Origin of the sequence: Ferrimonas kyonanensis DSM 18153 (assembly GCF_000425405.1) — a bacterium.
Classification (GTDB): domain Bacteria; phylum Pseudomonadota; class Gammaproteobacteria; order Enterobacterales; family Shewanellaceae; genus Ferrimonas; species Ferrimonas kyonanensis.
On the sequence record NZ_AUDJ01000002.1, the window covers coordinates 426,487 to 448,656 of the forward strand.

Here is a 22,170-nt window from a genome sequence, read left to right on the forward strand (position 1 = left end):
ACCCTGTCAGTAGTCAAAGTTAAAGGAACACGGTTATGCAGGCTCTAATCTCCCTGTGGCAAGGATTCTTTCGCGCAACCCAATCTCTGGAAGGGCTGGCGCCCTTGGCCCTTCGGCTGTATCTGGCCCCGATCTTTATTCAGGCCGGTTACAACAAGCTCAGTCATTTCGAAGACACCGCCGCCTGGTTCGGTAATCCGGAGTGGGGATTAGGGCTGCCGTTTCCGGAGTTGATGGCCGGTCTGGCGGCCGGTACCGAGTTCTTTGGCGGCATTCTGCTGATTGTGGGTTTGTTCACCCGGCTCATTAGCTTGCCGTTGATGGTGACCATGCTGGTGGCGGCGTTTGCCGTGCACTGGGAAAATGGCTGGTTGGCCATTGCCGATGCCTCCAGCTGGCTGGCCAATGAGCAGGTAATGGCGGCCCCGGAAAAACTCGATCGGGCCAAGGCGATTCTTGAGGAGTACGGCAACTACGACTGGCTGACGTCCTCTGGCAAGCTGGTGATTCTCAATAACGGCATCGAGTTTTCCATTACCTATTTCGTGATGCTGTTGGCGCTTTATTTCCTGGGCGGTGGCAAGTACACCAGCCTGGATCATTTCTTTGGTCCTAAACAGCGTTAACCTCTCTTAGGCCGTGCCCGCGGCAAGCGGGCGCGGTGCACTCGAGTGCTGCCAGCATCGATTCGCCGATTCCCGAAAATCAATAATTGTCTATTTAATGGGCATTTATCTCTTCTCATGCCACCCAAATCCAGTTAGTTTTAGAACCATAGACAAGAGATTGTGAGCAGGTATGGGCGCCGGCAGTGGATTGCCATCGTTCCTTCATTCTGTCCCCTGAGATTGCTTGCGTCACACCCTCGATTAAAGGACTAACGGAGAGGGAGACGGTTCTATGTCCCATACTGCGCCCAAAGGCGTGTCCATTCGGGTTACCGTGGTGTTTGTGTTTGTTATCGGCACCCTGATCACCGCCGCCTGTGCCATTGGGCTGCAGTATCTGTTCGCCTCCAAACTGGCTACCGAAGCGGTGACCACGCAAGCAACCATGCTGGCCAATACCACTCGGGATCGGGTGAATGACGTCAGCACCAAAGCCGCGCACAGTGTCGAACTGTTGGCCCACAATGCCGCGCTGATTGATAACGGTCAGGTTCAGGTGGGTGAGGTGGACCCGTTGTTTGCCAGTTTGCTGGAAAATAACGGGGAGTTTTACGCGGTCTATTTGGGGCTGGCCAATGGCGATTTCTATGAGCTGATTAACCTGGAAGCCAGCCCTCAAATCCGGCAGCGGCTGGGCGCATCCTTGGTGGACAGATTCGTCAAAGTGATCATTCAGGACCGTCAGGGCCAGCGCGTTAAGCAGACCCTGTTTCTGGACGACAGCCTCAGAGTCAGTCGCCGCACAGAAGTGGTGTCAGACTACGATGCCCGCACCCGGCCCTGGTATCAGATCGCCTCAACCTATCAGGCCAAGCGCACCGAACCCTACCTGTTTCAGCACCTTCAAGCCCCGGGGCAGACGTTCTCCATGAAGAATGCCGACAGCGGGGTAGTGGTGGCGGTCGACATTGCCTTGTCGACCATGTCGGCTTTCCTATCGTCACAATTGAACAACGGCACGCCCATTCACGGAGGGGAAGCCTTCCTGTTTGCCGGCGACGGTCGTCTGTTTGCCTCTAATCAGGCGGTGGCGGTTGAGCAGCGGCGAACTCTGGCGCCGGTACCGCTAACGGACAGCGAGCGCGTCTACCTGAAATCCATCAACCCGGTGACCGTCTCCAACGAGCGTGACTGGGCGCCGCTGGACTACGCCATCTCCGGTCAGCCTCGAGGCTACGTGGTGGAGCTGACCCAAATGCTGGCCGCCAGCCTGGGATTGAATGTGGAATACATCAATGGCGTGTCCTGGTCTGAGTTAACTGCGCACTTTGATGCCGGCCACATCGATGTACTGGCGCCGGTGTACCGCACCGATGAAAACCGAAGCTGGGGCGTGTTTTCCGACCCGTTGGTGGCGATGCCGATGGCGCTGGCAACCCGCAGCGACGCACCGGCCTATACCAGCCTTGCCGACTTGCGTGGCCGGATCATTGCTGTGCCGGCTGGGTGGTCCATCGTGCCGGAGATTCGCCGCCATCATCCACAGATCGGGATTTTGGAGGTGGCCTCGGTAGCCGAAGCTATGCGGGCGGTGATTGAGGGCGACGCCGAGGCGGCACTGGAAACCGAAGTCACCCTGACTTACCACCAACGAGTGTTTTACCTGTCCGGGTTAACGATTCATACCGGCATCGATGTGGGCGACATCGCGTTTGATTCCGACCTGAGGTTCGTATTTCAGCCTGAATTGGCGCCCTTGGCGCCACTGATGAATCGCGCCCTGGCTCGGGTGAGCGACCAGGATCGTGCTTACCTGGAAAATCGTTGGCTTAACCCCGATGACGCCACCGAAGCCAGCCTGTCCAACACCGTGCCGTATCAGGCGCTGACGGCTCTGGCCGCTGCTCCGGACAGCCAGGAGACGTTAGTGGAGATGTCCATCAATGGGCGAGATCGCTTTGTGCTGATCGCTCCTCTGGGCTATGGCCATGACAGCTACTTTGGCTTGGTGCTCGATGCCGATGATGTGCTGGCGGCCAGCCGTCAGGAGGTGTACCTGTCTATCGCGGTCAGCTCGTTGATCATCCTGCTAATGTTGCCGCTGTGCTACGTGCTGGCGAACCCCATCGTTAATCCGATACGGGATTTGGCCGCAGAAAACCGCAAAATTAAACGGCGTCAGTATCATCTGGTCAGCAAGCGCCATTCGGTGATTAAGGAAATTGATGATCTGGCCGATTCCTTGGTGGACATGTCCACCGCCATAGCCACCCATGAGGCCCAGCAACAAAAGTTGATGGACTCCTTCATTGAGGTGATTGCTCAGGCCATCGATGACAAATCCCCTTACACCGGCGGACACTGTCGGCGGGTGCCGGAGCTCGGGCTGATGCTGGCTGAACAAGCCAGCCGCAGCGTCGCGCCACCGTTTGACGGCTTTTCTATCGACAACAAAGACAAATACCGAGAATTCAGGCTGGCAGCCTGGTTGCATGATTGCGGCAAGATCAGCACGCCGGAACACGTGGTGGATAAGGGCAGTAAGCTGGAGACTAACTACAACCGCATCCATGAGATTCGGACCCGGTTCGAGGTGTTGTGGCGTGATTGTGAGATTGCCTATTTGAATGCCTGCCTCGAGCGCCCCGATGACCACCAGGCCGCCTTGGCCCGCAAGCTCAGTGAACAGAACACGCTGCAGCAGGAGTTTGAGTTTGTGGCCAACTGCAACGTCGGCAGTGAGTTTATGGGTGAGGACAAAGTGCAGCGCCTGTACCGCATCGGTGACCGCACCTGGACTCGCCATTTCGACGACCGGCTCGGGTTGTCGCCAGCGGAAGAGCGGCGTCTTCAGCCTCCGGCGTCGGCAAATAAGCGGTTGCCGGTGACTGAAAGGTTGTTGGCAGACAAGCCGGAACACCGCATTTCCTGGCCACGTCGGCCGGAGTATGACCCGAAACTGGGGATTACCCTGGAGCCAACAGAACTGCAGAATCAACTGGGTGAGCTGTACAACCTAAGTGTCAGCAAGGGCACGCTCAATAGCGAAGAGCGTTTCCGTATCAACGAGCACATGGTGGGCACCATCAAGATCCTCGAGAGCCTGCCGTTTCCTCCGGAGCTGGCCAATGTGCCCCGGTTTGCTTCAACCCACCATGAAACCCTGAAGGGCACTGGTTACCCCAGACAGTTAAAGGCCGAAGATCTGTCTATTGGCGAACGCATCTTGGTGCTGGCGGATGTGTTTGAGGCGTTAACCGCCGACGACCGGCCCTATAAAAAGGCCAAGCCACTGAGTGTCGCTATCGACATTCTGCATAAGATGGTGCTGGATGAGCACGTGGATCCCAAGGTATTTTCGCTGTTCCTGTCCAGTGGCGTGTACCTGACATACGCCCGTGAGTATCTGTCTGAGGCGCAGATTGATGAGGTGGACGTAGAGGCCTATCTGAATCCGCGCCGTTCGGCCTGACCCTGAGTCAGGTCAGCATGCGCCGATTGCAGTAGCTGGCTTTTTCAAATTCAGACACGTTCATGGCGATGTTGGCAACCTCTGGATAGCGCTGGCTCAGCAGGCTAACTACGGCTCGCGACAGCGCCGCTTTCTGCTCGGTGCTGCGTCCACTCATAATAGAGGCGAATACGTGGATGAAGGTGGCGTCAGAACCACCCACCAAACCGCTGGAGAAGGGGCGAACCCGAACCTTAATGTCAGCCTCATTAAACAGACCGCTATCAACGGCAACCCGGTGTAAGTCGACGAGGACGCTGGCCTCATCATAGTGATGCAGGACCTCGGCGGAGCAGTCCATGACAAAGTGGGGCATAAGGGGCCTCGGTGGCTGGAATAGAATCGGCATCATAGCATGGCCGGTTCTGAGTTCGAATGGGGCAGGGCACTGACAGTTAATGGATTATTGCAAGGGACAACTTCAATTTCAGCCAGGAGTACTTTTAACAATTATGGTTCTATCCAGGTCACATTGGTTTTCTCGATACCAAGCCCCTGTTTAAATTTTTCTGGAAACGTTAAGTTGGGTTTTCCGACCCAACCACGTTCAACAAACAAATTATAACCATTGTTTGTTTTTTCATAGCGAACTGCAGACAGCCAGATGCTGTCCCATTGTCCTAAAAATTCAAGCTCATCTAAATTAGAAGGGTATGAACCATTTCTAACTTTATGGAGCTCAATGATTGAAACTGCAGAAACAAAATTCTGAGTACCAAAAATCTTGTTGGGAACAGGAATGGCCACATCTAAGTCACAGCCAGATAGTAGCATGACAAAGAACATTGATATAAAGAGTTTACGCATTACTTAAAAATCCATATTAAAGAACAGATTAATCTTATTCATTAAGAGTCTGTAATCTATTTTTTCTCTCTGTTTATTACCTTGTAAATGTTGTTTTAATTAAGTAAGGTCAAAGCCAGGACCGCTTAGGAGGCTAAATCTGCCTCTGAAGCCTAAGAGAGTTCTTAGCTTTAAAATCCGTTCTGTAGTTGTCGGGTCGGTTACAATTAACCCATTAAGTGAGAAATGCTACGCCTGTTTACTCCTAAAGATTTTCGGCCCATTTCGACCAAAAGCCAGGTTCATCGTGATGCTTGTTCTTATTAGCCATTTCCAGTGTGAAATATCCGAATAAAACATATTTTATTTTCATCGTTCCATCTGGGTTTTCCAGATATTCGGATAGTTTAATAAAATCGCTATTGTTTTCATCATAGGGTACATCTAGATACAAGGAACCACTGTATGACGAGTAACCATTTTCACTGGCTTCTCCGGCACAGGGTTGGTAAGGGATATTGTTTTCCTCTAACCATCGTATAACACTTGCTCTAGTTACATGATCTTCGTAATCAAATAGTAAATCACCTAAAATAGAGTCGTCTTCACACTTGTTTTCATTGGTGAAGACAAGGTAAAGAACATCTCTGTTCTTCATCCTTGCAATTTTATCTATATGTTCTATTAGTTGGGGCATATTTACTTCCTTGAATTTTGGTGTCCACTAAAACGGGTCGGCTTCACTGTCAGGTGTCAGTGATTGTTGAGTGTGAACTTTTTCGAGCACTAGATACTTCTCCTCGCACTCAGCAAAAAACGTATATGGGTTAATGCTATTGCCATAGTTTTGAATCAGCAAAATTCCATCTTCCATCAAAGCGCTTATCTCTTTATTACCGACAGACTCTGAAGAAACTAAACCAGAAAAAAACATATACTGTTCTTTTAGGATGGCATGGCCAGTAATAGAGCGTGCATCTGTTGTAACCTTATAAAGGTTGTCATTGCTACCTTGTGACAACTCAATCGTTAGATTACATGAACTTGGTGCTGAGCTCTCATAATGCCCAAGAATAGACTTAGGTATTTCGGCATATGCAGGAACTGATAGAAAAAACACTATCAGATAATTCAGTGGTTTCAAATTACCTCCTGACACATAACGTTCCACTTAGCTGGAGCCGATTGTCCGGCTATATTCGGCGAGGCACGAATGCAGCCGGGCTGGCTGAAAATCTCCTACGGTGGCTTGTTAACTACCACTTGTGCTGTAATTTATTGTTACTGAGCCAAACCAGCCCCACACTCGCTCTGACTTGTACTCAGATCCGTCTAGCACATGATGAATGATTAATGTATTTTCAGAAGCCCAGCTTACTGTAGGAGCAACGTCCTTTGGGTGACCATCTATGATAAAGATATTTCCAGCGGAGTCGGTTAAGTCATCATTAAACTGTAAGATTGAAATTTGTGTATTGAAGCCAGTAGTGGCACCACAATCTCTTTGAAAAATAACCGCTCGATAACTTTCGTCTGGATTAGGAATAGAGGCATACTCAATATTATCGCATTCACCAACGAAGCTGCTTAATGCAATACGCAGCATCATTAGAATTGACAACCCCAGAAGGCACGAACCTAGAGTCCAAATTATAATTTTTTTCATAATCTTAGTAGGTGCTTAATGCCGCCGTAAGCGGTGATTAGCAGTTGGATAAAGTATGGTGCAAAGCGGCATCGAGCCAACTTATTCGAAGAGTTCTGACCATAAGGAATATTTCAATCAGACATCCCTTATGAGGGAGCTCTAAAGCTACCGCATCTTACGCATTGCGGACTCTTAAAAAAATAAATACTCAACGAGCCTAGCCAACAGACTGTCGAAAACAAAGCAGCAAAAGAGGTTAGCCCATATATAGAGAAGAAATTCAGTAATCTAGGTTTTCCTGTTTCTTCACTAACGATGACATCAACGATGTCTCCTATAAAATATTTTTGAGGACTCGATGATAAACTTGATACAAACTGCTCTGTTTCACCTTCCCCTCTTTGAAAACTAATTATCGGTGTATGCATGCCGCTAGCGCTTATTTTTGACTCGACTACCAAACCCTTAGTTACAGTTGAAGCAGACAAATTTTTAATCGTATCAAAATATAGATAGAAAGAAAGAAGGCCTGTAAACAAAGCTATTGATACTGCAATAGCCAAATGAATTTTAGGTCGCGGGTTCCATTTATAGCTAAAACGAAGAGTCATAACGATTTCTCAGTTGATGCATAATGCCCACTAAATGGGATTTTCTAGTGGGCTAAGGTCGATCTTAAAATGGGTGGTTATTTAATTTAATAAATACAGATTCTATCGATGAAATGAAAAGGATCATGCGTTTGGTATCTGTCTTAAATGCTTTGTCATAACTCTATTTATCGATAAAAATACAGCTTTCTGATTCACCTTTGCCATTAGTTCTAAATATATAATCAAAGTGCATATTTGCAGTGTTTCGATAGTATTTAATATCAAAGCCTCTATTTCTATCTCCTCTAACGGAATAACCGCTTACAAAAGAATCGGTAATATTAGATTCTTCAACTTGACCATTCGGTGACGGTTTCGATAAACTAAGAACCGTGAGTTCATGATTAAATTTGTCAAATATTAGAGCCTGGTGTGCGATATGTTTGACATACTTTCCACCTTGAAGCTTGAAATCTTCGTAGGAACACTGGAAGTATCCTGAATCCTTTAACACTGACTCAAATTCAGCTTTTGCAATATCTTGTTTAGAAGCACATCCAGCCAAACCAAATAAAACCGCCAATGATACAAATAGCTTAATTTTCATTATTTCACCTAATTTAATTCATGAATGATTAACAGTGTATTAGCCTAGAATGGCTGCCAGTATGTAAACGAATTTTGCGAATGACATCGAGTTATAACGCTCCTCTTAGCGGAAGCAGACCGCTCGGCGATACTCAGCGAGGAACGAGCGAAGCCGGTCTGGATGAAGTCCGTCTACAGAGCCTTGTTAAATTGGAGACTCTAGCTCTTAGGCTTCTTTCTCTATAAGAACTCGCTAATAAGATTAACACCAATAGCAGCAATAGCCGCTGGACCGATATAGGTCCAAATTGCTAAGTTTGATTTAACCTCTTTTAACTCTTTAGCTACTGCCTCCTCTTTTGCCTCGATGCTCATTACTGCCAATGTAGAACTATCTAAAACATCAAACAGTAATGCCGCCAGAAGAATAAAAGCCAAACCATAGATCCACAAACTATGATGTTTATGGCCATAGTTTCCATACTATGCCTCTCAATTTAACATCTACTATGCGGCGCTTGTGCGCCTATCATCCTTCGAAATCTTGCCGTCTATCATTCCCGGTGGATCTGCGGCGTTCAGGGGCAACGGCTTGTTCTTAAATGCCTTACACGGAATTTGGCTGTTGTCGCCACAGCACCAAAGGCGGATTGTGCTTGATAAAAAGCGGCGGTTTACTGGAACGGTGTGGGTGCACAGTCAAAACCCTTCGTTAGCGGCCGCAAACCTGTAAGTTAATGAAATATAGGGGTAATGGCATTCGCAAACGGGTTTTTTGACCGAGCTCCGCCGTAGGGCGACGGTGATTTCACCCCATAGTGACTGTATTCTCAGCTATCTAACTGATTTTTATGGGCGTTAACGCTACACCCTTAGGTGAATGGTTTAAAGCACATCCGGGGCAAAGTGTGGCATCGATGGCTACATTTGTTTAATCGCATCAGCCGGTGAGGTTTTCCTTCCATTTTTCTTTAAGGAAACTGGCTTGAACCCGAGCCTTGTGGTCGTCTGACCGATTGATGGTGTTGGCGCAGTGCCAGTGCCTCTGTTGATTGCCGAAAAGGGGATGGGCGAACCGTCCAGGCCATTGCCAAAGTACCTCATCGATTTAGGAAACGCCGCCGGATTTTGCTAGAGTACTCCGGTAACTGATTCTCAATAAGGAAAGGCAATGGATGCCCTGACACTCCTGACCACTCGACACTCCACCCCCCGCCTGACGTTTCCTGCGCCGACGCCCCAGCAGTTGGATGTGATTTTCGATGCCGGCGCCCGAGTGCCGGATCATGCCGGCCTTACGCCCTGGGAATTCATTCTGGCCCAGGAGGAAGGCTTAAACCGCCTGGGTGAGATTTTCTTCGATGCCGCCCAGGCCAGGGGAGAGCAGGGCGAAGCACTGGCCCGGGCCCGGTTGTTGCCGACCCGGGCGCCGATGGTGGTCATTGTGGTGTCGAGATTATCGAAGCACCCGAAAGTACCGGCCATGGAGCAGCACCTTAGCGCCGGTTGTGCGGTGATGGCGATGCAGATGGCGGCTCAGGCTCAGGGGCTGGGCGGGATCTGGCGTACCGGCAGTTACGCTACCGATCCTGTGGTGCGCCGGGCGCTGAATGTGGACGGTGAGGACCAGGTTGTTGGCTTTTTGTATCTGGGTACCCCGGTCAGCAAGGTGACTCCAAAGCGGGCTCTGGATGGGGCTCGGTTCGTAAAACTGCTGTAACAGGTTAATCGGGCTCATGGAGGTCATGAGTCCGAAATATTGACCCGTCGCACCCTGTATCCGAGTCCGGATTAGGGGTATCCTTTTGTTTTTCCATTATGCTTCGCGACCAACCTGATGCGCATACTCCACACCTCTGACTGGCACCTGGGTCAGCATTTTTATAATAAAAGCCGGGCACTCGAGCATTTCGCTTTCTTTGATTGGCTAATGGGCCAGATTGATGAACTGAGTATCGACGCGGTCATTGTTGCCGGAGACATCTTTGATACCGGTACCCCGCCTTCCTATGCTCGCGAACTCTATAACGCGCTGGTGGTCGCCATGCAGAAACAAGGCTGCCAGCTGGTGGTATTGGCCGGTAATCACGACTCGGTCGCCACGCTGAATGAGAGCCGGGAGCTGCTGGCGTACATGAACACTCAGGTGGTCGCGGCGCCTGCCGATGATCTCAGTCAGCAGGTGCTTGAGCTAAAAGACAAGCAGGGCCAGGTTGGGGCGCTGGTGTGCGCGGTGCCGTATTTGCGTCCCCGTGATGTGATGCGCAGCAGTGCCGGCCTGGACGATCAGCAAAAGCGTCAGGCGCTGCAACAGGGCATTGCCGATCACTATCAGCAGGTGTTTGCGCTGGCGCAGCAGCGCCGCGCCGAACTGGATCGGGCGCTGCCAATCATCGCTACCGGCCACCTGACCACCATCGGTGCTTCCTGCAGTGACTCGGTGCGAGACATCTATGTGGGCACTCTGGATGCGTTTTCTGCCAGTCAGTTTCCACAGGCCGATTACGTGGCTCTGGGCCACATTCACCGCAGTCAGCGGGTTACTGAGTCGGAGCACATTCGCTACAGCGGTTCGCCGATTCCCCTGAGTTTCGATGAACTCTCCAGTGCCAAATCGGTGTTGATGGTGGAGTTCGAGCAGGGGCGTCTGGGGTCGGTCACGCCGGTGGAGATCCCCCGTTTTCAGCCCATGGCGGTGGTGAAAGGCGATCTGGGACAGATACAGGAATCGCTGCAGCAGTTTGCCGATCATGACGGCGCGGCGCCGGTGTGGCTCGATATCGAGGTGGTCAGTGACGATTACCTTAATGATCTTCAGCCGCGCATCGAAGCGATGATTGCCGAGTTGCCGGTGGAGGTGCTGTTGCTCAGACGGGCTCGAAGCCAGCCTAGGGGCACATTGGCACAGCAACAAAAGGAGACGCTGGCAGAGCTGAGCATCGACGAAGTGTTTGCCCGCCGGCTGCAGGATGAAACCTTTGATGGCGACCAGGGTGAGGTTAGAAAAGAGCGGCTCAATACCTTGTTTGCTCAGGTGGTCGAGCAGCTGCAACACACCGATACCGAGCAGGAGGCGTCGTCATGAAAATTTTGTCGCTGCGGTTTAAAAACCTCAACTCCCTCAAGGGCGAGTGGAAAATTGATTTCACCCAGGAGCCCTTTGCCAGCAATGGCCTGTTTGCCATTACCGGCCCAACCGGCGCCGGTAAGACCACCTTGCTGGATGCCATCTGTCTGGCGCTGTACCACCAGACACCCAGGCTGTCGGTGTCGCCAACCCAGAATGAATTGATGACCCGCGGTTGTGGTGAATGCCTGGCGGAGGTGGAGTTTGAAGTCAAAGGCGAGGCCTACCGGGCTTACTGGAGTCAGCGCCGCGCCCGCCTGGCCGCCGATGGCAAACTGCAGCCGCCAATGGTGGAATTGGCGCGGGTGGCCGACGACAGCATTTTGGCTGAGAAGATCAAAGATAAGCTGGAGCTGGTGTCCAGCCTCACCGGCCTGGATTTTGCCCGTTTTACCAAATCGATGTTGCTGTCCCAGGGGCAGTTCGCCGCCTTCCTCAACGCCAGTGCCAACGAGCGGGCCGAATTGTTGGAGGAGCTGACCGGCACCGAGATCTACGGCCGCATTTCAGAGCAGGTGTTTGATAACCATAAACAGGCGCGTCAGCAGCTGGAGACCCTTAAGGCTCGGGCCGAAGGGGTGAATCTGCTCGACGAGGAGCAACGCGAGCAGTTGCAGTCGCGCCGCGGTGCCGATCGTCTCAAGGAGCAGGGGCTGCAGGTGCAGATCACCGAGCTCAAAGGTCAGCAGCGCTGGCTGCAGACTGAGGCGGATCTGGAAGTCGCCCAAGAGCAGGCGCTGGCGCAGCTGCAAAAGAGTAAGGATGAGGCCGAGCGGCAGCAACCGGCGTTAACCACCCTGGCTCGCAGCGAACCCGCCGAACGGTTGCGACCCCGTCTTAATGAGGTGCGTCAGCATGAGCTGGCCGTGGCAGAGCACAATCGTGAGCTAGAGAGTCGTAAGAAAGCGTTGTTGCAGTGGAAACTGCAGGGCGAACAGGCACAGCAGGCGTACCTGGCGGCCCAGCAGGCGCAGGCGGCGGCCCAGGCCGATAAAGAGCGGTGTGAATCGCTGCTGGCCAAGGTGATTCCCATCGATACCCAGTTGGCCCAGCTCGATACTCAGCACCAGCAGGCCAAAGCGCAGTTGGAGAAACGCCAGCTTGCCTGGCAGGAGTCTGAGGAGCGGGTAAAACAGAGTGAGCGCAGCCTGAGCCAGTTACTGGAACAGCTCAGTGACAGCGAAACCTATCTGCAGGCCCACCAACACCACAGTGAGTTGGGCGGTCATCTGTCCGCCTGGCGGACTCAGTTGACTCAATTGCAGCAGTGGCAGCAGCAGCAAAACAAGCTAAAACCAGAACTGTCTGGCGTTTCCGCCGGTCTGGCGGAACAGCAGCAGGCCGCCCAGGCACTGGCCCCCGAGTGTGAGCAAAGCCAGACACACTGGCAGCAGGCCCAGACGCTGCTTGAGCAAGCCTCACAGGCACTGACCCAGGCGCAGGCCGAAATGGACGAGCCGGCGCTGCGGCACAAGCTGACTCAGCTCGATGACGGGGTCGATGGCCGGGCGCAGTTGACCCAGTTAAACCGGCAGTTTATCGAGCAGAGCCAACAGGCCGATGAGCTGGAGGCCAGTCGTAACAGCCTGCAGCAGGCCCAGTCCGAGATTGAGACCCAGTTAAAGCAGAAGCGCCAGGACTACAAGGCTCAAGCGCTGCAGCTTAAGGATGTAACGACGCTGCTGGAGCAGGAGCGGAAGATCGCCTCGCTGGAGGAACAGCGGCAACAGCTGCAGTCCGGCCAGGCTTGCCCCCTGTGCGGTGCCACCGAGCATCCGGCCATTGCCGAGTACCAGGCCATCGAGATCAGTGATACCGAACGCCGCCGGGATGCGCTGCAGACACAGGTCGAAGCCTTGCGCAGTGCCGGCGTCGAGCTGAAAACCCGCCAGGAGCATGGGCTGCAGGCTCTGAAAACCGCCGAGGAGCAGCATCAGCAGGCCAGTCAGCGCCTGGCGGAGCTGGAGCAGCAGTGGCAGCAGCAATGCCTGGAGCTGAAAATCGCCAGTGGCCCCAGCATTCGCGACAGCCAACGCCTGGAGGTCTACCTGCTGCGCTGTAAGCAGCATAAGGCCGAGATAGAGGCGCAACTGGCCAAGCTGGCCCAGTTGCAGCAGGCACAGCAACAGGCGCAGCAGCAGGCCGCCAGCGCCGCCGAAACCAAACACCGGCAGGAGTTGGCCCTGAATCAGGCTCGCTCCTCGGTGGCTTCCCTGGAGCAGCAGCAACACACTCTGGAAACTCAGCTGCAACAGCTTGAGGCTGACAGTGACCAACTGTTACAGACGCTGGAGCCACAGCTGCAACGGGTGGGACTGACGCTGCCGGAAGGGAATGATTTTGACCAGTGGCTGGCGCAGCAGACCCAAGCTTGGGAACGCTGGCAGCAGGCCTGTCAGACTCAGCAGCAACTGGTGACCGAGCGCTCCGGGTTGGAGCAGAAACTGGCCGCCTCACAGGAGCAGCTTAAGCAGCAGGCGCTGGAACAACAGGGCGCCGAGGCGGCTGTAGCGGCGATTGTCGAGCAGCAGGCGCAGCTCACCGCGCAGCGTACCGAGCTGTTCGGCGACACCGAGGTGGAGGCCGAACGCCAACGTGTGGCCGAGGCGTTGACCGCGGCTGCCGAGCAATTGCAGCAGCAGCAACAGTTGCAACAGCAATCGCAGCAACAGAGCGCCCAGCTGCAGGGGCAATGCGAGCAGCTTAAGCAGGACGGCCACAAGCTGACCGACCGCTGGACCGAAGCCAGAAAAGCGCTGCAGGGCGAGTTGGCGCTGTCGATGTTCGCCAGTCAAAGCCAGCTTGAACAAGCGCTGCTGGAGCCGGAGCAAAAGGCACAGTTGCAGCAGTTGAAACAGCAACTGGAGCGAGATCAGGCCGGCTGTGACGCTCTGGTGAAGGAGTCCCAGCTGCGGTTGAAGGCCCACCAGGAACAACGGCCGCAGGCTCTGGCTGCGACGTTAACCTTGGCACAGATCAACGACACCATGGCTGAACTGAGTGAGTCCAGTCGAGTGCTGATCAGCGCCATGGGCGAAGTTAAGCAGCAGTTGGATGAGGACGCCCGCCGACGGGAGTCGCTGTCGGATCTGTTGGCAGAGATCGAGGCCAGCAAAGCCAGTGTCGATGACTGGGCCCACCTCAACAGCCTGATTGGCTCCCGCGAGGGCGACAAGTTCCGTAAGTTCGCCCAGGGGCTGACTCTGGATCATCTGGTGTATCTGGCTAATCTGCAGTTACAGCGGCTGCATGGCCGTTATCAGCTCAGCCGTCGCCTCGGCGACGATCTGGCGCTGCAGATCAAAGACACCTGGCAAGGGGACGTGGTTCGGGATACCCGTACGCTGTCCGGCGGTGAGAGTTTTCTGGTGAGCCTGGCGCTGGCACTGGGGTTGTCGGATCTGGTTAGCCATAAGACCAGCATCGACTCGCTGTTCCTGGATGAAGGCTTTGGCACCCTCGACGGTGAAACTCTGGATACCGCCCTGGATGCTCTGGATGCGCTAAATGCGTCCGGTAAGATGATCGGCGTCATCAGCCACATCGAAGCGATGAAAGAGCGCATCGGAGTGCAGATCAAAGTGAGTAAGGTCAATGGCCTGGGCGTCAGTCGATTGGCGGCAGACTATCGGGTTACCGAGGTTGGGGAAGTGGAATGCGTTGGCTAATCTATAAAGACAGGGTCAGCGGCAACGAGTAAGGGAGAAACCGCGAATGGATGAAAGCATGTTGGGCCAGGAACTGGCCCAAATGGAAACCGTGTACCGGTTGGTCACTGAGTTTCTGGTGAATTACAGCTTCCAGTTGTTGGGGGCGGTGGTCATCTTCCTGCTGGGGGTGTGGATCGGTGGTAAGGTCTCCAGGGCGGTACTGGCGCTGATGACCCGCCACGAAATCGACGTCACCCTGTCGACTTTTGTGGCCAACATCGTCAAAGTGCTGGTGATTGTGCTGATTGGCATCATCGCCCTGGGCAAACTGGGGATCAGTGTAACGCCGCTGGTGGCCACCATCGGTGCCGCGTCACTGGGGGCCGGGCTGGCATTGCAGGGGATGCTGTCCAACTACGCCGCCGGCATCACCATCATCATTACCCGGCCGTTTGTGGTGGGCAATACCATCACGGTGCAAGGGGTCAGCGGGGTGGTGAAAGAGATTCAGCTGGGGTTGACCATGCTCACCAATGAAGATGGCCAGTTGATCAGCATTCCAAATAAACACATTGTCGGTGAAGTGCTGTACAACTCGTTCGAGACGCTGTTGGTTGAGACCGAGATAGGCATCGCCTATGGCAGTGATCCGGAGCAGGCCATCGGCTGTCTGCTGGAGGTGCTCGGTGACAGCCCATTGGTGGACAAGCACCAGGTGCCTCAGGTTGGCATCAACGGTTTTGGCGACAGTGCCATTACCCTGGGGGTACGCTACTGGGTGCCTTATACCCAGTACTACCAAATCAAGTTTCAGACCAATTTGGCCCTGTTTAAAGCCTTAAAGGCCAACAACATTGATATTCCGTTCCCGCAGCGGCATGTCACCTTGCTCAACGACGACAAGAAATAGCCTTGATTGCGGTGTGCCTGAAGGCCACCGCGCCCCCTTCGTTTACCACGTCTCATATCCCTTTATTAGCGGCGATGAATCGTCTTCACGGCAATTCGACCATGGTCTCATTCGGTTGCCATAGGCATCGGTGACGGTTTGCGCTAGGGTGATAAACGAGTGGTGAACACACTGAGTATTCACAAGGAGTAACGATGAGTGTATGGAGTGTACTCTTGGCGGCGATGGTGCCGATAGCGGCGATGGCGAACGATCCTTGCGCCCGGGTGAAGATCAGTTCTGACTATGGCAATTATGACATCGGCCTGATCAGCGGCGAGCCGGAGGTGATTGAGCTCGGCCACGGTGGCCGCCTGGCGTTTATGGCGTTAACCCAGAACAGCAGCGGCGGCATCAAGGTCAGCACCGAGATGCTGTCCGGCACCAATCGACTGTCGACCAGTGTGTTGGTGTCACCGGGGCGTCCCTCCTCACTGCAGTTGTCCGGCGTTCAGGTGGACGTCAGCGTCATTGGCGGGACAGAATAATGGTTGCCTGATCCCATAGGTGTTAGACTGGCGATCTTGAATGTAAGCAACTTGCAGTGATCGTCGATGAACCCTCGTCTTAAACAGCCCAGAATTGGTTAGCGTCTCTCTTGCTCTGTGTTGAACTTTCCCGCACGGGAACCTTTCAGAATGAGTGTAATGAGAGAATCAGATGACCAACAAACAAAAACACTGGACCCGGTTTGAGTTACTCCACCAGACGGTTCAGAATCCCCATATCCACATTACCGGTACCCGCAGTTATTACAGCGATTACTGGGATGAGGGCTTTGAGCGCAGTGTGGTGCGTTACCTTCATGGCGATGAACAGACTCGGGATCGTCTGCCGCCCTGGCCGGTGGATCAACTGTACATCGGCGATTGCGTCTGTATCGGCGCCGAAGCGGTGATTCTGATGGGGGGCAATCATACCCACAGGGCCGATTGGTTCTGTTTGTACCCCTTTATGGAACACATAACCGAGGCCTATCAGGGTAAGGGTGACACCCACATTGGCAGTGGCGCCTGGATTGGAATGCGGGCGATGATCATGCCCGGCGTCACCCTGGGGGAGGGCGCGGTGGTGGCGGCCAACAGTGTGGTGACCCGCTCGGTGGCTCCCTACACCATGGTGGGGGGATCGCCGGCCAAGGTGATCAAAACCCGCTTTGAGCAGTCGATCATTGATCGTTTGCTGGCGCTGGGAATTTATGAGTGGGACCAGGACAAGTTTGAGGCGTTGAAACCGTTGCTGTGCAGCAACGACATCGACGCCCTGGAAGCCGCCTTGTCTGCTTACGAGGCCGAATAGCGTCCGTGGCCGCCGGTCATGGCGATTGTCATGTTTAATCTGTGCCACCAGGCCGAGGGCCGGTGGCATTTTTTGTAAGGAAAGAGAACGATGTCCAATGTCATCGATGCCGAACTGCTGCAACAACTGAATGGCTTTGATGCCGAGCAGCGGTTGCAGTATCTGTTGAAAACCGCCGTAGACACCCGTCGTCTGTGGTTACTGATTGATGAATATGGCTCGGTCATGTTTAATACCGACGATGAGGATGGGGTGCCGGTCTGGCCCCATCAGCAATTGGCGGAGCAATGGGCCACCGGTGAGTGGTCTCACTGCACCGCGGAGCCGATCTCACTGGCCAAATGGCACAGCCGCTGGACCAACGGCCTGGAGCAGGATCAGCTGGCCGTCATCGCCTTTCCTCATCAACAGGAGGAAGGGGTGGTGTTGTTCCCCGACGAGTTCGATGCCGAGCTGAGTCGACTGGAGAAGAAACAAACCCGGCGTTGAGCCCGAGTCAACCCGGTACGAGTTCAAGGATGAAACATGCAGGAATTGGAACTTCGATTGCCGCCGGTGGTGGTGGTGTTGCTGCACGGCCTTGCCGCCTGGTGGCTGGCACAGTGTGCGTTTATGCCGATGGCTCTGGCCGGGGCAGGGGCGCTGGCTGTGCCGCTGGTGCTGGTATTCTTAGGGCTGGTGTTTGGAGTGATGGCGGTGCTGGGCTTTCGCCGACAGCGCACCACGGTCAACCCCACTCGGCCCGGTGATGCTTCTACTTTGGTGACCGCCGGGGTGTATCGATTCAGCCGTAACCCCATGTATCTGGCGCTGTTGCTGTGGTTGTGCGCCTGGAGCCTGATGTTGGCGGACGGGTTGGCCCTGGCAGCGGTGCCGCTGTTTGTCCTGTATATGAACCGATTCCAGATTAGGCCGGAGGAGCGGGTGATGACCGAGCTGTTTGGTGATGCCTACCGCCAGTATTGTCAACGGGTTCGGCGCTGGCTGTAACCAGCGCCGAAGTTGTTGCTGCTCAGGGTTGGCCGCGATACAGCGGCTTATTGGCCACCAGATGCACGGTGCTGATGGTGCGTTCGTAGAATGCGCCTTCGCAGTAACCCAGATAGAACTGCCACATTCGAATGAAGTCTTCCTGATAGCCTAGCTCACGAACCTGTGGCAGCGACTGATTGAAGCGCTGGTGCCAGTGCTTGAGCGTACGGCCATAATCCTGACCGATGTCGTGCAGGGCACTGATCACCATGTCGGTGTCGGCGGCGATGTGGCGGCTGAGCCGTTCGATGGACGGCAGGCAACCACCGGGAAAGATGTAGCGCTGAATAAAATCCACCCCGCGGCGGTAGGCGTCGTAGCGCTGATCGCTAATGGTGATGGCTTGAATCAGCATGCGGCCATGCTCATGCAGGCGAGCGCGGCAGGTGCTGAAGAAGGTGCTCAGGTATTCGTGGCCCACGGCTTCGATCATCTCAATGGACACCAGTTTGTCGAACTGTCCCTGCAGCTCCCGATAATCCTGTTTCAGTAAGGTGATGCGATCCGACAGCCCCTCCTGCAGCACCCGTTGTTGCGCGTATTCGTACTGGGCGTCGGAGATGGTGGTGGTGGTGACCTGAACCTGGTAGTGGCGCGCGGCGTGGATGGCCAGGGCGCCCCAGCCGGTTCCAATCTCCAACAGGGTTTCACCGGGCTTAAGTTGCAAACGCTGGCAGATCAGATCCAGCTTGTGGGTTTGAGCCTGGTCGAGACTGGCGTCGTCATTCGGGTAGATGGCACTGGAGTAAACCATCTGCTTGTCCAGGAAGGTCTGATACAGGTCATTGCCCAGATCATAGTGGGCGACAATGTTGCGCTTGGAACCGGCCTTGCTGTTGCGGTTGCGCCGGTGCACCAGCAGGTTGGACAGGCGAGTCAGCCAGGACAGTCGTGACTCCAGCGCTTCCAGCACCCTTAGGTTTCGAGCCATCACCTGAATGACCGCCACCAGATCCGGGCTGCTCCAGTGGCCCTGAATGTAACCTTCTCCGGCACCAATGGAGCCGCCCAGCAGAATTTGCCGATAGGCCCTGGGGTGGTGGATTCGAATCACTCCCTTGAGCGGGCTGTTGCCATCGCCAAATTGGTGCTCCTGCTGATCCTGAATCACCAGGCAGCCGCCCTGAAGGCGCGGTAGCAGGGCAAACAGGGTGCGTTTTGCTGTGGTGTCCAGCCAGCTGGGCGGCACCTGAATCAGGGTATTGTCCATGTTATTTCTCCGAAGCTTGCCCAGGATGGGGAATGAAAGGAACGCGTTTTAACCACAATTTCAGTGCCTGCCAGTAGATAGAGACCAGCATGCTTAGGGTCATCATCGGCATGGCCAGCAGGGTACGACGCAGCTCGGCGGCATCGAACGCCCGTCGTTGCATCTTCAGGCTGACCACGAATGCTTTGCCCTGTTGATGATTCTCCATCTCCAGCCTGAGCTGCTCTGCGGGCGGCTGTATTCGCCAGTGGTACTCCATCTCAAGCGGCATAAACGGCGACACGTGAAAGGCTTTCGGGGTCGGGCGTTGCTGGGCCAGGTCCACCAGGTAGCAGTGGCGCTGGTCCCAGGGGGTATTGCTGACCTCGGCCAACAGATACCTCAGCTCAGAATTCTGGTCGTAACAGTAGAAGAAGTTCACCGGGCTGAAATAGAGGCCGAAGCAGCGGCCCTGGCCCACAAACAGCACTCGGCCTCCCAGGTTTTCCCCACCCAGTTGCTCCACCTTTTGCCACAGCGCCGGGCGAGTCAGCCCTTGACCGTCGAGGTAATCTTGGTGGTGGAAGCTCAGCGGTGCCCAGCGATCGACTCCGAACCAACGGCTGGCATTAGCCAGCTGTGACAGTTCGTCCAGGTCGATGGCCAGAGTGAAAAGCCGGTACCGAAAGCGGTGGCTCACCGGCCGGAGTCGGTGATGGCTGACCCAGCCGTGGTAGAGGGCGCTGTGCAGGGTCATAACGTCACTCCCAACCTGGCACAGACGTCCAGGGCGCTTCTGACCCCATCCTCGTGGAAACCGTTGTACCAGTAGGCGCCACAGAAATGGCTGTGGCGTTGGCCACAAATCTGCTCACGCTGTGCTTGTGCGGCCAGGCTGTCTCGGTCGAAGACCGGGTGGGCATAGGTAAAGGTACGCAGTACCTTGGCAGGATCGATGTCACCACTTTGGTTGAGCGTCACGCAAAACGTCGGGGCGGCCTCGTCCAGTTGCTGCAGGATGTTCATGTTGTAGGTGACCTGTGCCGGCAGGCCGGGATCACGGTTCAAACGATAGTTCCAGGCGGCCCAGGCTGGGCGTCGTTGCGGCAGCAGGCTGGTGTCGGTGTGCAGCACCACTTGGTTGTCTTTGTAGCGAATGGCCCCGAGAATTTGCTGTTCCTGCTCACTGGCATCGGCGAGCAACGCCAGGGCCTGATCGCTGTGGCAGGCAAAGATCACTTCATCAAACTGTGGCTTACTGCCATCGGCCAGGGTCAAGGCCACACCGTCATCCAGGCGAGTCACCGCGGTTACCGGCGTAGCCAATCGAATCTGTTGCTCAAAGCCTTTGACCATCGGCCCGATGTACTCTCTGGAGCCACCGCGAATGACGTACCATTGGGGCCGGTTGCTGACGTTGAGTAGCCCGTGGTTGTCGAAGAATCGAATGAAAAACAGCAGTGGAAAGTCGCGCATCTGGGTCAGACTCGAGGACCAGATGGCTGCCCCCATGGGCAGAATGTAATGCTCGGCGAAGTAGTCGCTGAATTGATGCGCCGCCAGGAACTGGCCCAGGGTTTCGTCGCTGCCCAGGGTGTTGTCACGCAGTTCGGTTTTACACAGGCGATTGAAGCGCAAAATCTCTCGTAGAAAAGTCAAAAATTGCACACTCAGCAGGTTGCGCTTTTGCGCAAACAGCGTCGACAGGCTGTGGCCATTGTATTCCAGCCCGGAAAGAGGGTTGTGGACACTGAAACTCATCTCAGTGGCCTGACTGGGTACCCGTAACTGCGCCATCAGGCGACGGAAGTTGGGGTAGGTGCGATCGTTGAACACGATGAAGCCGGTGTCGATGGCCCAGGTGCGGCCGCCGACGTTTACCTCGACGGTGGCGGTGTGGCCTCCCAGTGTGTCGGCCGCTTCAAACAAGGTGATGTCATGCTGACGGTGCAGCAAGTGGCCGCAGGTCAGTCCGGAGATGCCGCTGCCGATGATGGCGATCCGTTTTCTCATTGCTTAAGTCCCTTTAAGGCGATGCTGTGCCACAGTCTTTGTGGCAGGGCACCAAACAGTTTCAGTGCCAGAGTGAATCGTTTTGGAAAGTGAATTTGACAACGGCCTCGGGCCAGATCCCGCCTGATCCGCTCGCTGGCGTCTTCCACCTCAATGCGCATGGGCATGTCGAACTGGTTTTTATCGGTCAGTGGTGTGCGCACAAACCCGGGCGTGATCAGGCTGACGCCGATGTCGGAACCGGCCAGGTCGATGGCCAGGGTCTGGGCCAGGTAAGCAATGGCGGCTTTACTGGCACCATAGGCTTCGGCCCGGGGCAGCGGCAGGGAGCTGGCGATGGACCCCATCAACGCTAAGCGACTGCCTGAAGCCAGCTGAGGCAACAGCGCCTGCAGACAATAGCCGACGCCAATGACATTGGCGGTCATTACCCGCGCCAGCAATGCGCCGTCAAATTGGCGCGCATCGTCGATGTACTCGCAGGTACCGGCGTTGAGAATCGCCAGATCCAGCTCGGGAAGGTTCGCCAGTTGCGCCTGAGTTTGCTCGGCATTGGTCAGATCGAACTGACGGACGCTGATGTTTGGGTGTTGGTCTAACTCTGCCAGTGCGGCGGCGTTGCGCCCGCAAGCAAACACCTGCCAGCCGTCTTTGGCGTAATCCTTGGCCAACTGTTTGCCGATGCCGGAGGTGGCGCCGGTGATCACTACCCGTTTCATTGGCTGGCCCGGCGTTTTACCGCCCGGATCACCGGGCCCAACAAAGGCAACTGCTCATACAGCATCTGACCGGCATCGAAGTAATCCCGGTGGTAGTGGATGCGGTTAGAAAACTTCAGATGGCTGTGCCCATCGATGACGACGGCTCGTCCTCCGTTGAGTTTGGGGTGGATCAGGGTCATGCGCCAATACAGGGCCGCTTCATTGGCCCCTTGAATGACGTCGGTGATCTCGACACTGCTGTGGTGGAGATTTTTGTAGAGGCCGGAAAAATAATCGGTCAGCTGAGCCAGGCCGCGCACTCGATGCAGCGGGTCGACGAATTCGATGTCGTCAGCGTAGACGCCGGCCAATTGCGATAGCGAGTCGTAGTCCAGATGCTGATACAGGGCGACAAACCGCTGAACCAGTGACGCGTCGGTGGTGTCGTTAATGGGCGTGACCGCTGAGCTCATAAG

At 54.8% G+C, this 22,170-nt stretch carries 23 protein-coding genes; 10 read left to right on the forward strand and 13 right to left on the reverse strand.

Annotation, left to right across the window (positions count from 1 at the left end):
• The first annotated feature begins 35 nt into the window (after positions 1-35).
• A complete protein-coding gene (locus H598_RS0104475) occupies positions 36-626 on the forward strand; it encodes an HvfX family Cu-binding RiPP maturation protein (protein ID WP_028111933.1) in 591 nt (196 codons plus the stop codon).
• A gap of 274 nt (positions 627-900) precedes the next feature.
• Positions 901-4,080 carry an HD domain-containing phosphohydrolase gene (locus H598_RS0104480; protein ID WP_028111934.1) on the forward strand — a complete coding sequence of 1,060 codons (3,180 nt, stop codon included), beginning with the start codon at positions 901-903 and terminating at the stop codon, positions 4,078-4,080.
• Positions 4,081-4,087: 7 nt separating this feature from the next.
• Here the strand turns inward: H598_RS0104480 and H598_RS0104485 are convergent, their stop codons facing one another.
• The 8 genes from H598_RS0104485 to H598_RS0104505 all read right to left on the reverse strand — a co-directional run bounded on the left by H598_RS0104485 (position 4,088) and on the right by H598_RS0104505 (position 8,172).
• The gene (locus tag H598_RS0104485; protein WP_028111935.1) at positions 4,088-4,435 is read right to left on the reverse strand and encodes a 5-carboxymethyl-2-hydroxymuconate Delta-isomerase; all 348 of its coding nucleotides are present in this window, start codon (positions 4,433-4,435) and stop codon (positions 4,088-4,090) included.
• Between the two features lie 134 nt (positions 4,436-4,569).
• Positions 4,570-4,926 carry a hypothetical protein gene (locus H598_RS0104490; RefSeq protein ID WP_028111936.1) on the reverse strand — a complete coding sequence of 119 codons (357 nt, stop codon included), beginning with the start codon at positions 4,924-4,926 and terminating at the stop codon, positions 4,570-4,572.
• A gap of 244 nt (positions 4,927-5,170) precedes the next feature.
• Positions 5,171-5,602 carry a hypothetical protein gene (locus tag H598_RS0104495; RefSeq protein WP_028111937.1) on the reverse strand — a complete coding sequence of 144 codons (432 nt, stop codon included), beginning with the start codon at positions 5,600-5,602 and terminating at the stop codon, positions 5,171-5,173.
• A gap of 27 nt (positions 5,603-5,629) precedes the next feature.
• Positions 5,630-6,049, reverse strand: coding sequence for a hypothetical protein (locus tag H598_RS26380; protein WP_156896930.1), 420 nt, complete (start codon positions 6,047-6,049; stop codon positions 5,630-5,632).
• Positions 6,050-6,157: 108 nt separating this feature from the next.
• Positions 6,158-6,514 (reverse strand): hypothetical protein, encoded by a 357-nt coding sequence (locus tag H598_RS26385; RefSeq protein WP_156896931.1) that lies wholly within the window; start codon positions 6,512-6,514, stop codon positions 6,158-6,160.
• A 185-nt stretch (positions 6,515-6,699) separates the two neighbouring features.
• Entirely contained in the window at positions 6,700-7,164 is a 465-nt protein-coding gene (locus tag H598_RS26390) for a DUF3592 domain-containing protein (protein WP_156896932.1), read from the reverse strand.
• A 163-nt stretch (positions 7,165-7,327) separates the two neighbouring features.
• The gene (locus H598_RS25900) at positions 7,328-7,753 is read right to left on the reverse strand and encodes a hypothetical protein (protein WP_084144322.1); all 426 of its coding nucleotides are present in this window, start codon (positions 7,751-7,753) and stop codon (positions 7,328-7,330) included.
• 221 nt (positions 7,754-7,974) lie between these two features.
• Entirely contained in the window at positions 7,975-8,172 is a 198-nt protein-coding gene (locus tag H598_RS0104505; RefSeq protein ID WP_156896933.1) for a hypothetical protein, read from the reverse strand.
• Positions 8,173-8,905: 733 nt separating this feature from the next.
• Between H598_RS0104505 and H598_RS0104510 the strand changes: the two genes are divergently transcribed.
• The 8 genes from H598_RS0104510 (at position 8,906) to H598_RS0104545 (ending at position 17,749) form a co-directional block, all read left to right on the forward strand.
• Positions 8,906-9,454, forward strand: coding sequence for an NAD(P)H nitroreductase (locus H598_RS0104510; protein WP_028111940.1), 549 nt, complete (start codon positions 8,906-8,908; stop codon positions 9,452-9,454).
• Between the two features lie 117 nt (positions 9,455-9,571).
• Positions 9,572-10,819 (forward strand): exonuclease subunit SbcD, encoded by a 1,248-nt coding sequence (sbcD, locus tag H598_RS0104515; protein ID WP_028111941.1) that lies wholly within the window; start codon positions 9,572-9,574, stop codon positions 10,817-10,819.
• Positions 10,816-14,529, forward strand: a complete 3,714-nt coding sequence (locus tag H598_RS0104520) for an AAA family ATPase (protein ID WP_028111942.1) — start codon at positions 10,816-10,818, stop codon at positions 14,527-14,529. Before sbcD ends, H598_RS0104520 begins: the two co-directional genes overlap by 4 nt.
• 46 nt (positions 14,530-14,575) lie before the next feature.
• On the forward strand, positions 14,576-15,421 hold the full coding sequence (locus H598_RS0104525; RefSeq protein WP_028111943.1) for a mechanosensitive ion channel family protein: 846 nt from the start codon (positions 14,576-14,578) through the stop codon (positions 15,419-15,421).
• 194 nt (positions 15,422-15,615) lie between these two features.
• Complete coding sequence (locus tag H598_RS0104530; RefSeq protein ID WP_156896934.1) at positions 15,616-15,948, forward strand: hypothetical protein; 333 nt, start codon at positions 15,616-15,618, stop codon at positions 15,946-15,948.
• A 172-nt stretch (positions 15,949-16,120) separates the two neighbouring features.
• Entirely contained in the window at positions 16,121-16,759 is a 639-nt protein-coding gene (locus H598_RS0104535) for a CatB-related O-acetyltransferase (RefSeq protein WP_028111945.1), read from the forward strand.
• A 90-nt stretch (positions 16,760-16,849) separates the two neighbouring features.
• Positions 16,850-17,248 (forward strand): DUF2750 domain-containing protein, encoded by a 399-nt coding sequence (locus H598_RS0104540; protein WP_028111946.1) that lies wholly within the window; start codon positions 16,850-16,852, stop codon positions 17,246-17,248.
• 36 nt (positions 17,249-17,284) lie between these two features.
• Positions 17,285-17,749, forward strand: coding sequence for a methyltransferase family protein (locus H598_RS0104545; protein ID WP_028111947.1), 465 nt, complete (start codon positions 17,285-17,287; stop codon positions 17,747-17,749).
• Between the two features lie 22 nt (positions 17,750-17,771).
• Here the strand turns inward: H598_RS0104545 and H598_RS0104550 are convergent, their stop codons facing one another.
• Genes H598_RS0104550 through H598_RS0104570 form a run of 5 tightly spaced genes read right to left on the reverse strand, consistent with a single transcriptional unit; the run spans position 17,772 to position 22,167 of the window.
• Positions 17,772-19,001: an SAM-dependent methyltransferase gene (locus tag H598_RS0104550; protein WP_028111948.1), complete on the reverse strand. Its 1,230-nt coding sequence runs from the start codon at positions 18,999-19,001 to the stop codon at positions 17,772-17,774.
• 1 nt (position 19,002) lies between these two features.
• A complete protein-coding gene (locus tag H598_RS0104555) occupies positions 19,003-19,737 on the reverse strand; it encodes a DUF1365 domain-containing protein (RefSeq protein WP_028111949.1) in 735 nt (244 codons plus the stop codon).
• Positions 19,734-20,993 (reverse strand): NAD(P)/FAD-dependent oxidoreductase, encoded by a 1,260-nt coding sequence (locus H598_RS0104560; RefSeq protein WP_028111950.1) that lies wholly within the window; start codon positions 20,991-20,993, stop codon positions 19,734-19,736. The genes H598_RS0104555 and H598_RS0104560 overlap by 4 nt, the downstream gene beginning before the upstream one ends.
• A complete protein-coding gene (locus H598_RS0104565) occupies positions 20,990-21,712 on the reverse strand; it encodes an SDR family NAD(P)-dependent oxidoreductase (protein ID WP_028111951.1) in 723 nt (240 codons plus the stop codon). Before H598_RS0104565 ends, H598_RS0104560 begins: the two co-directional genes overlap by 4 nt.
• The gene (locus H598_RS0104570) at positions 21,709-22,167 is read right to left on the reverse strand and encodes a nuclear transport factor 2 family protein (RefSeq protein WP_028111952.1); all 459 of its coding nucleotides are present in this window, start codon (positions 22,165-22,167) and stop codon (positions 21,709-21,711) included. The genes H598_RS0104565 and H598_RS0104570 overlap by 4 nt, the downstream gene beginning before the upstream one ends.
• Between the last annotated feature and the right edge of the window lie 3 nt (positions 22,168-22,170).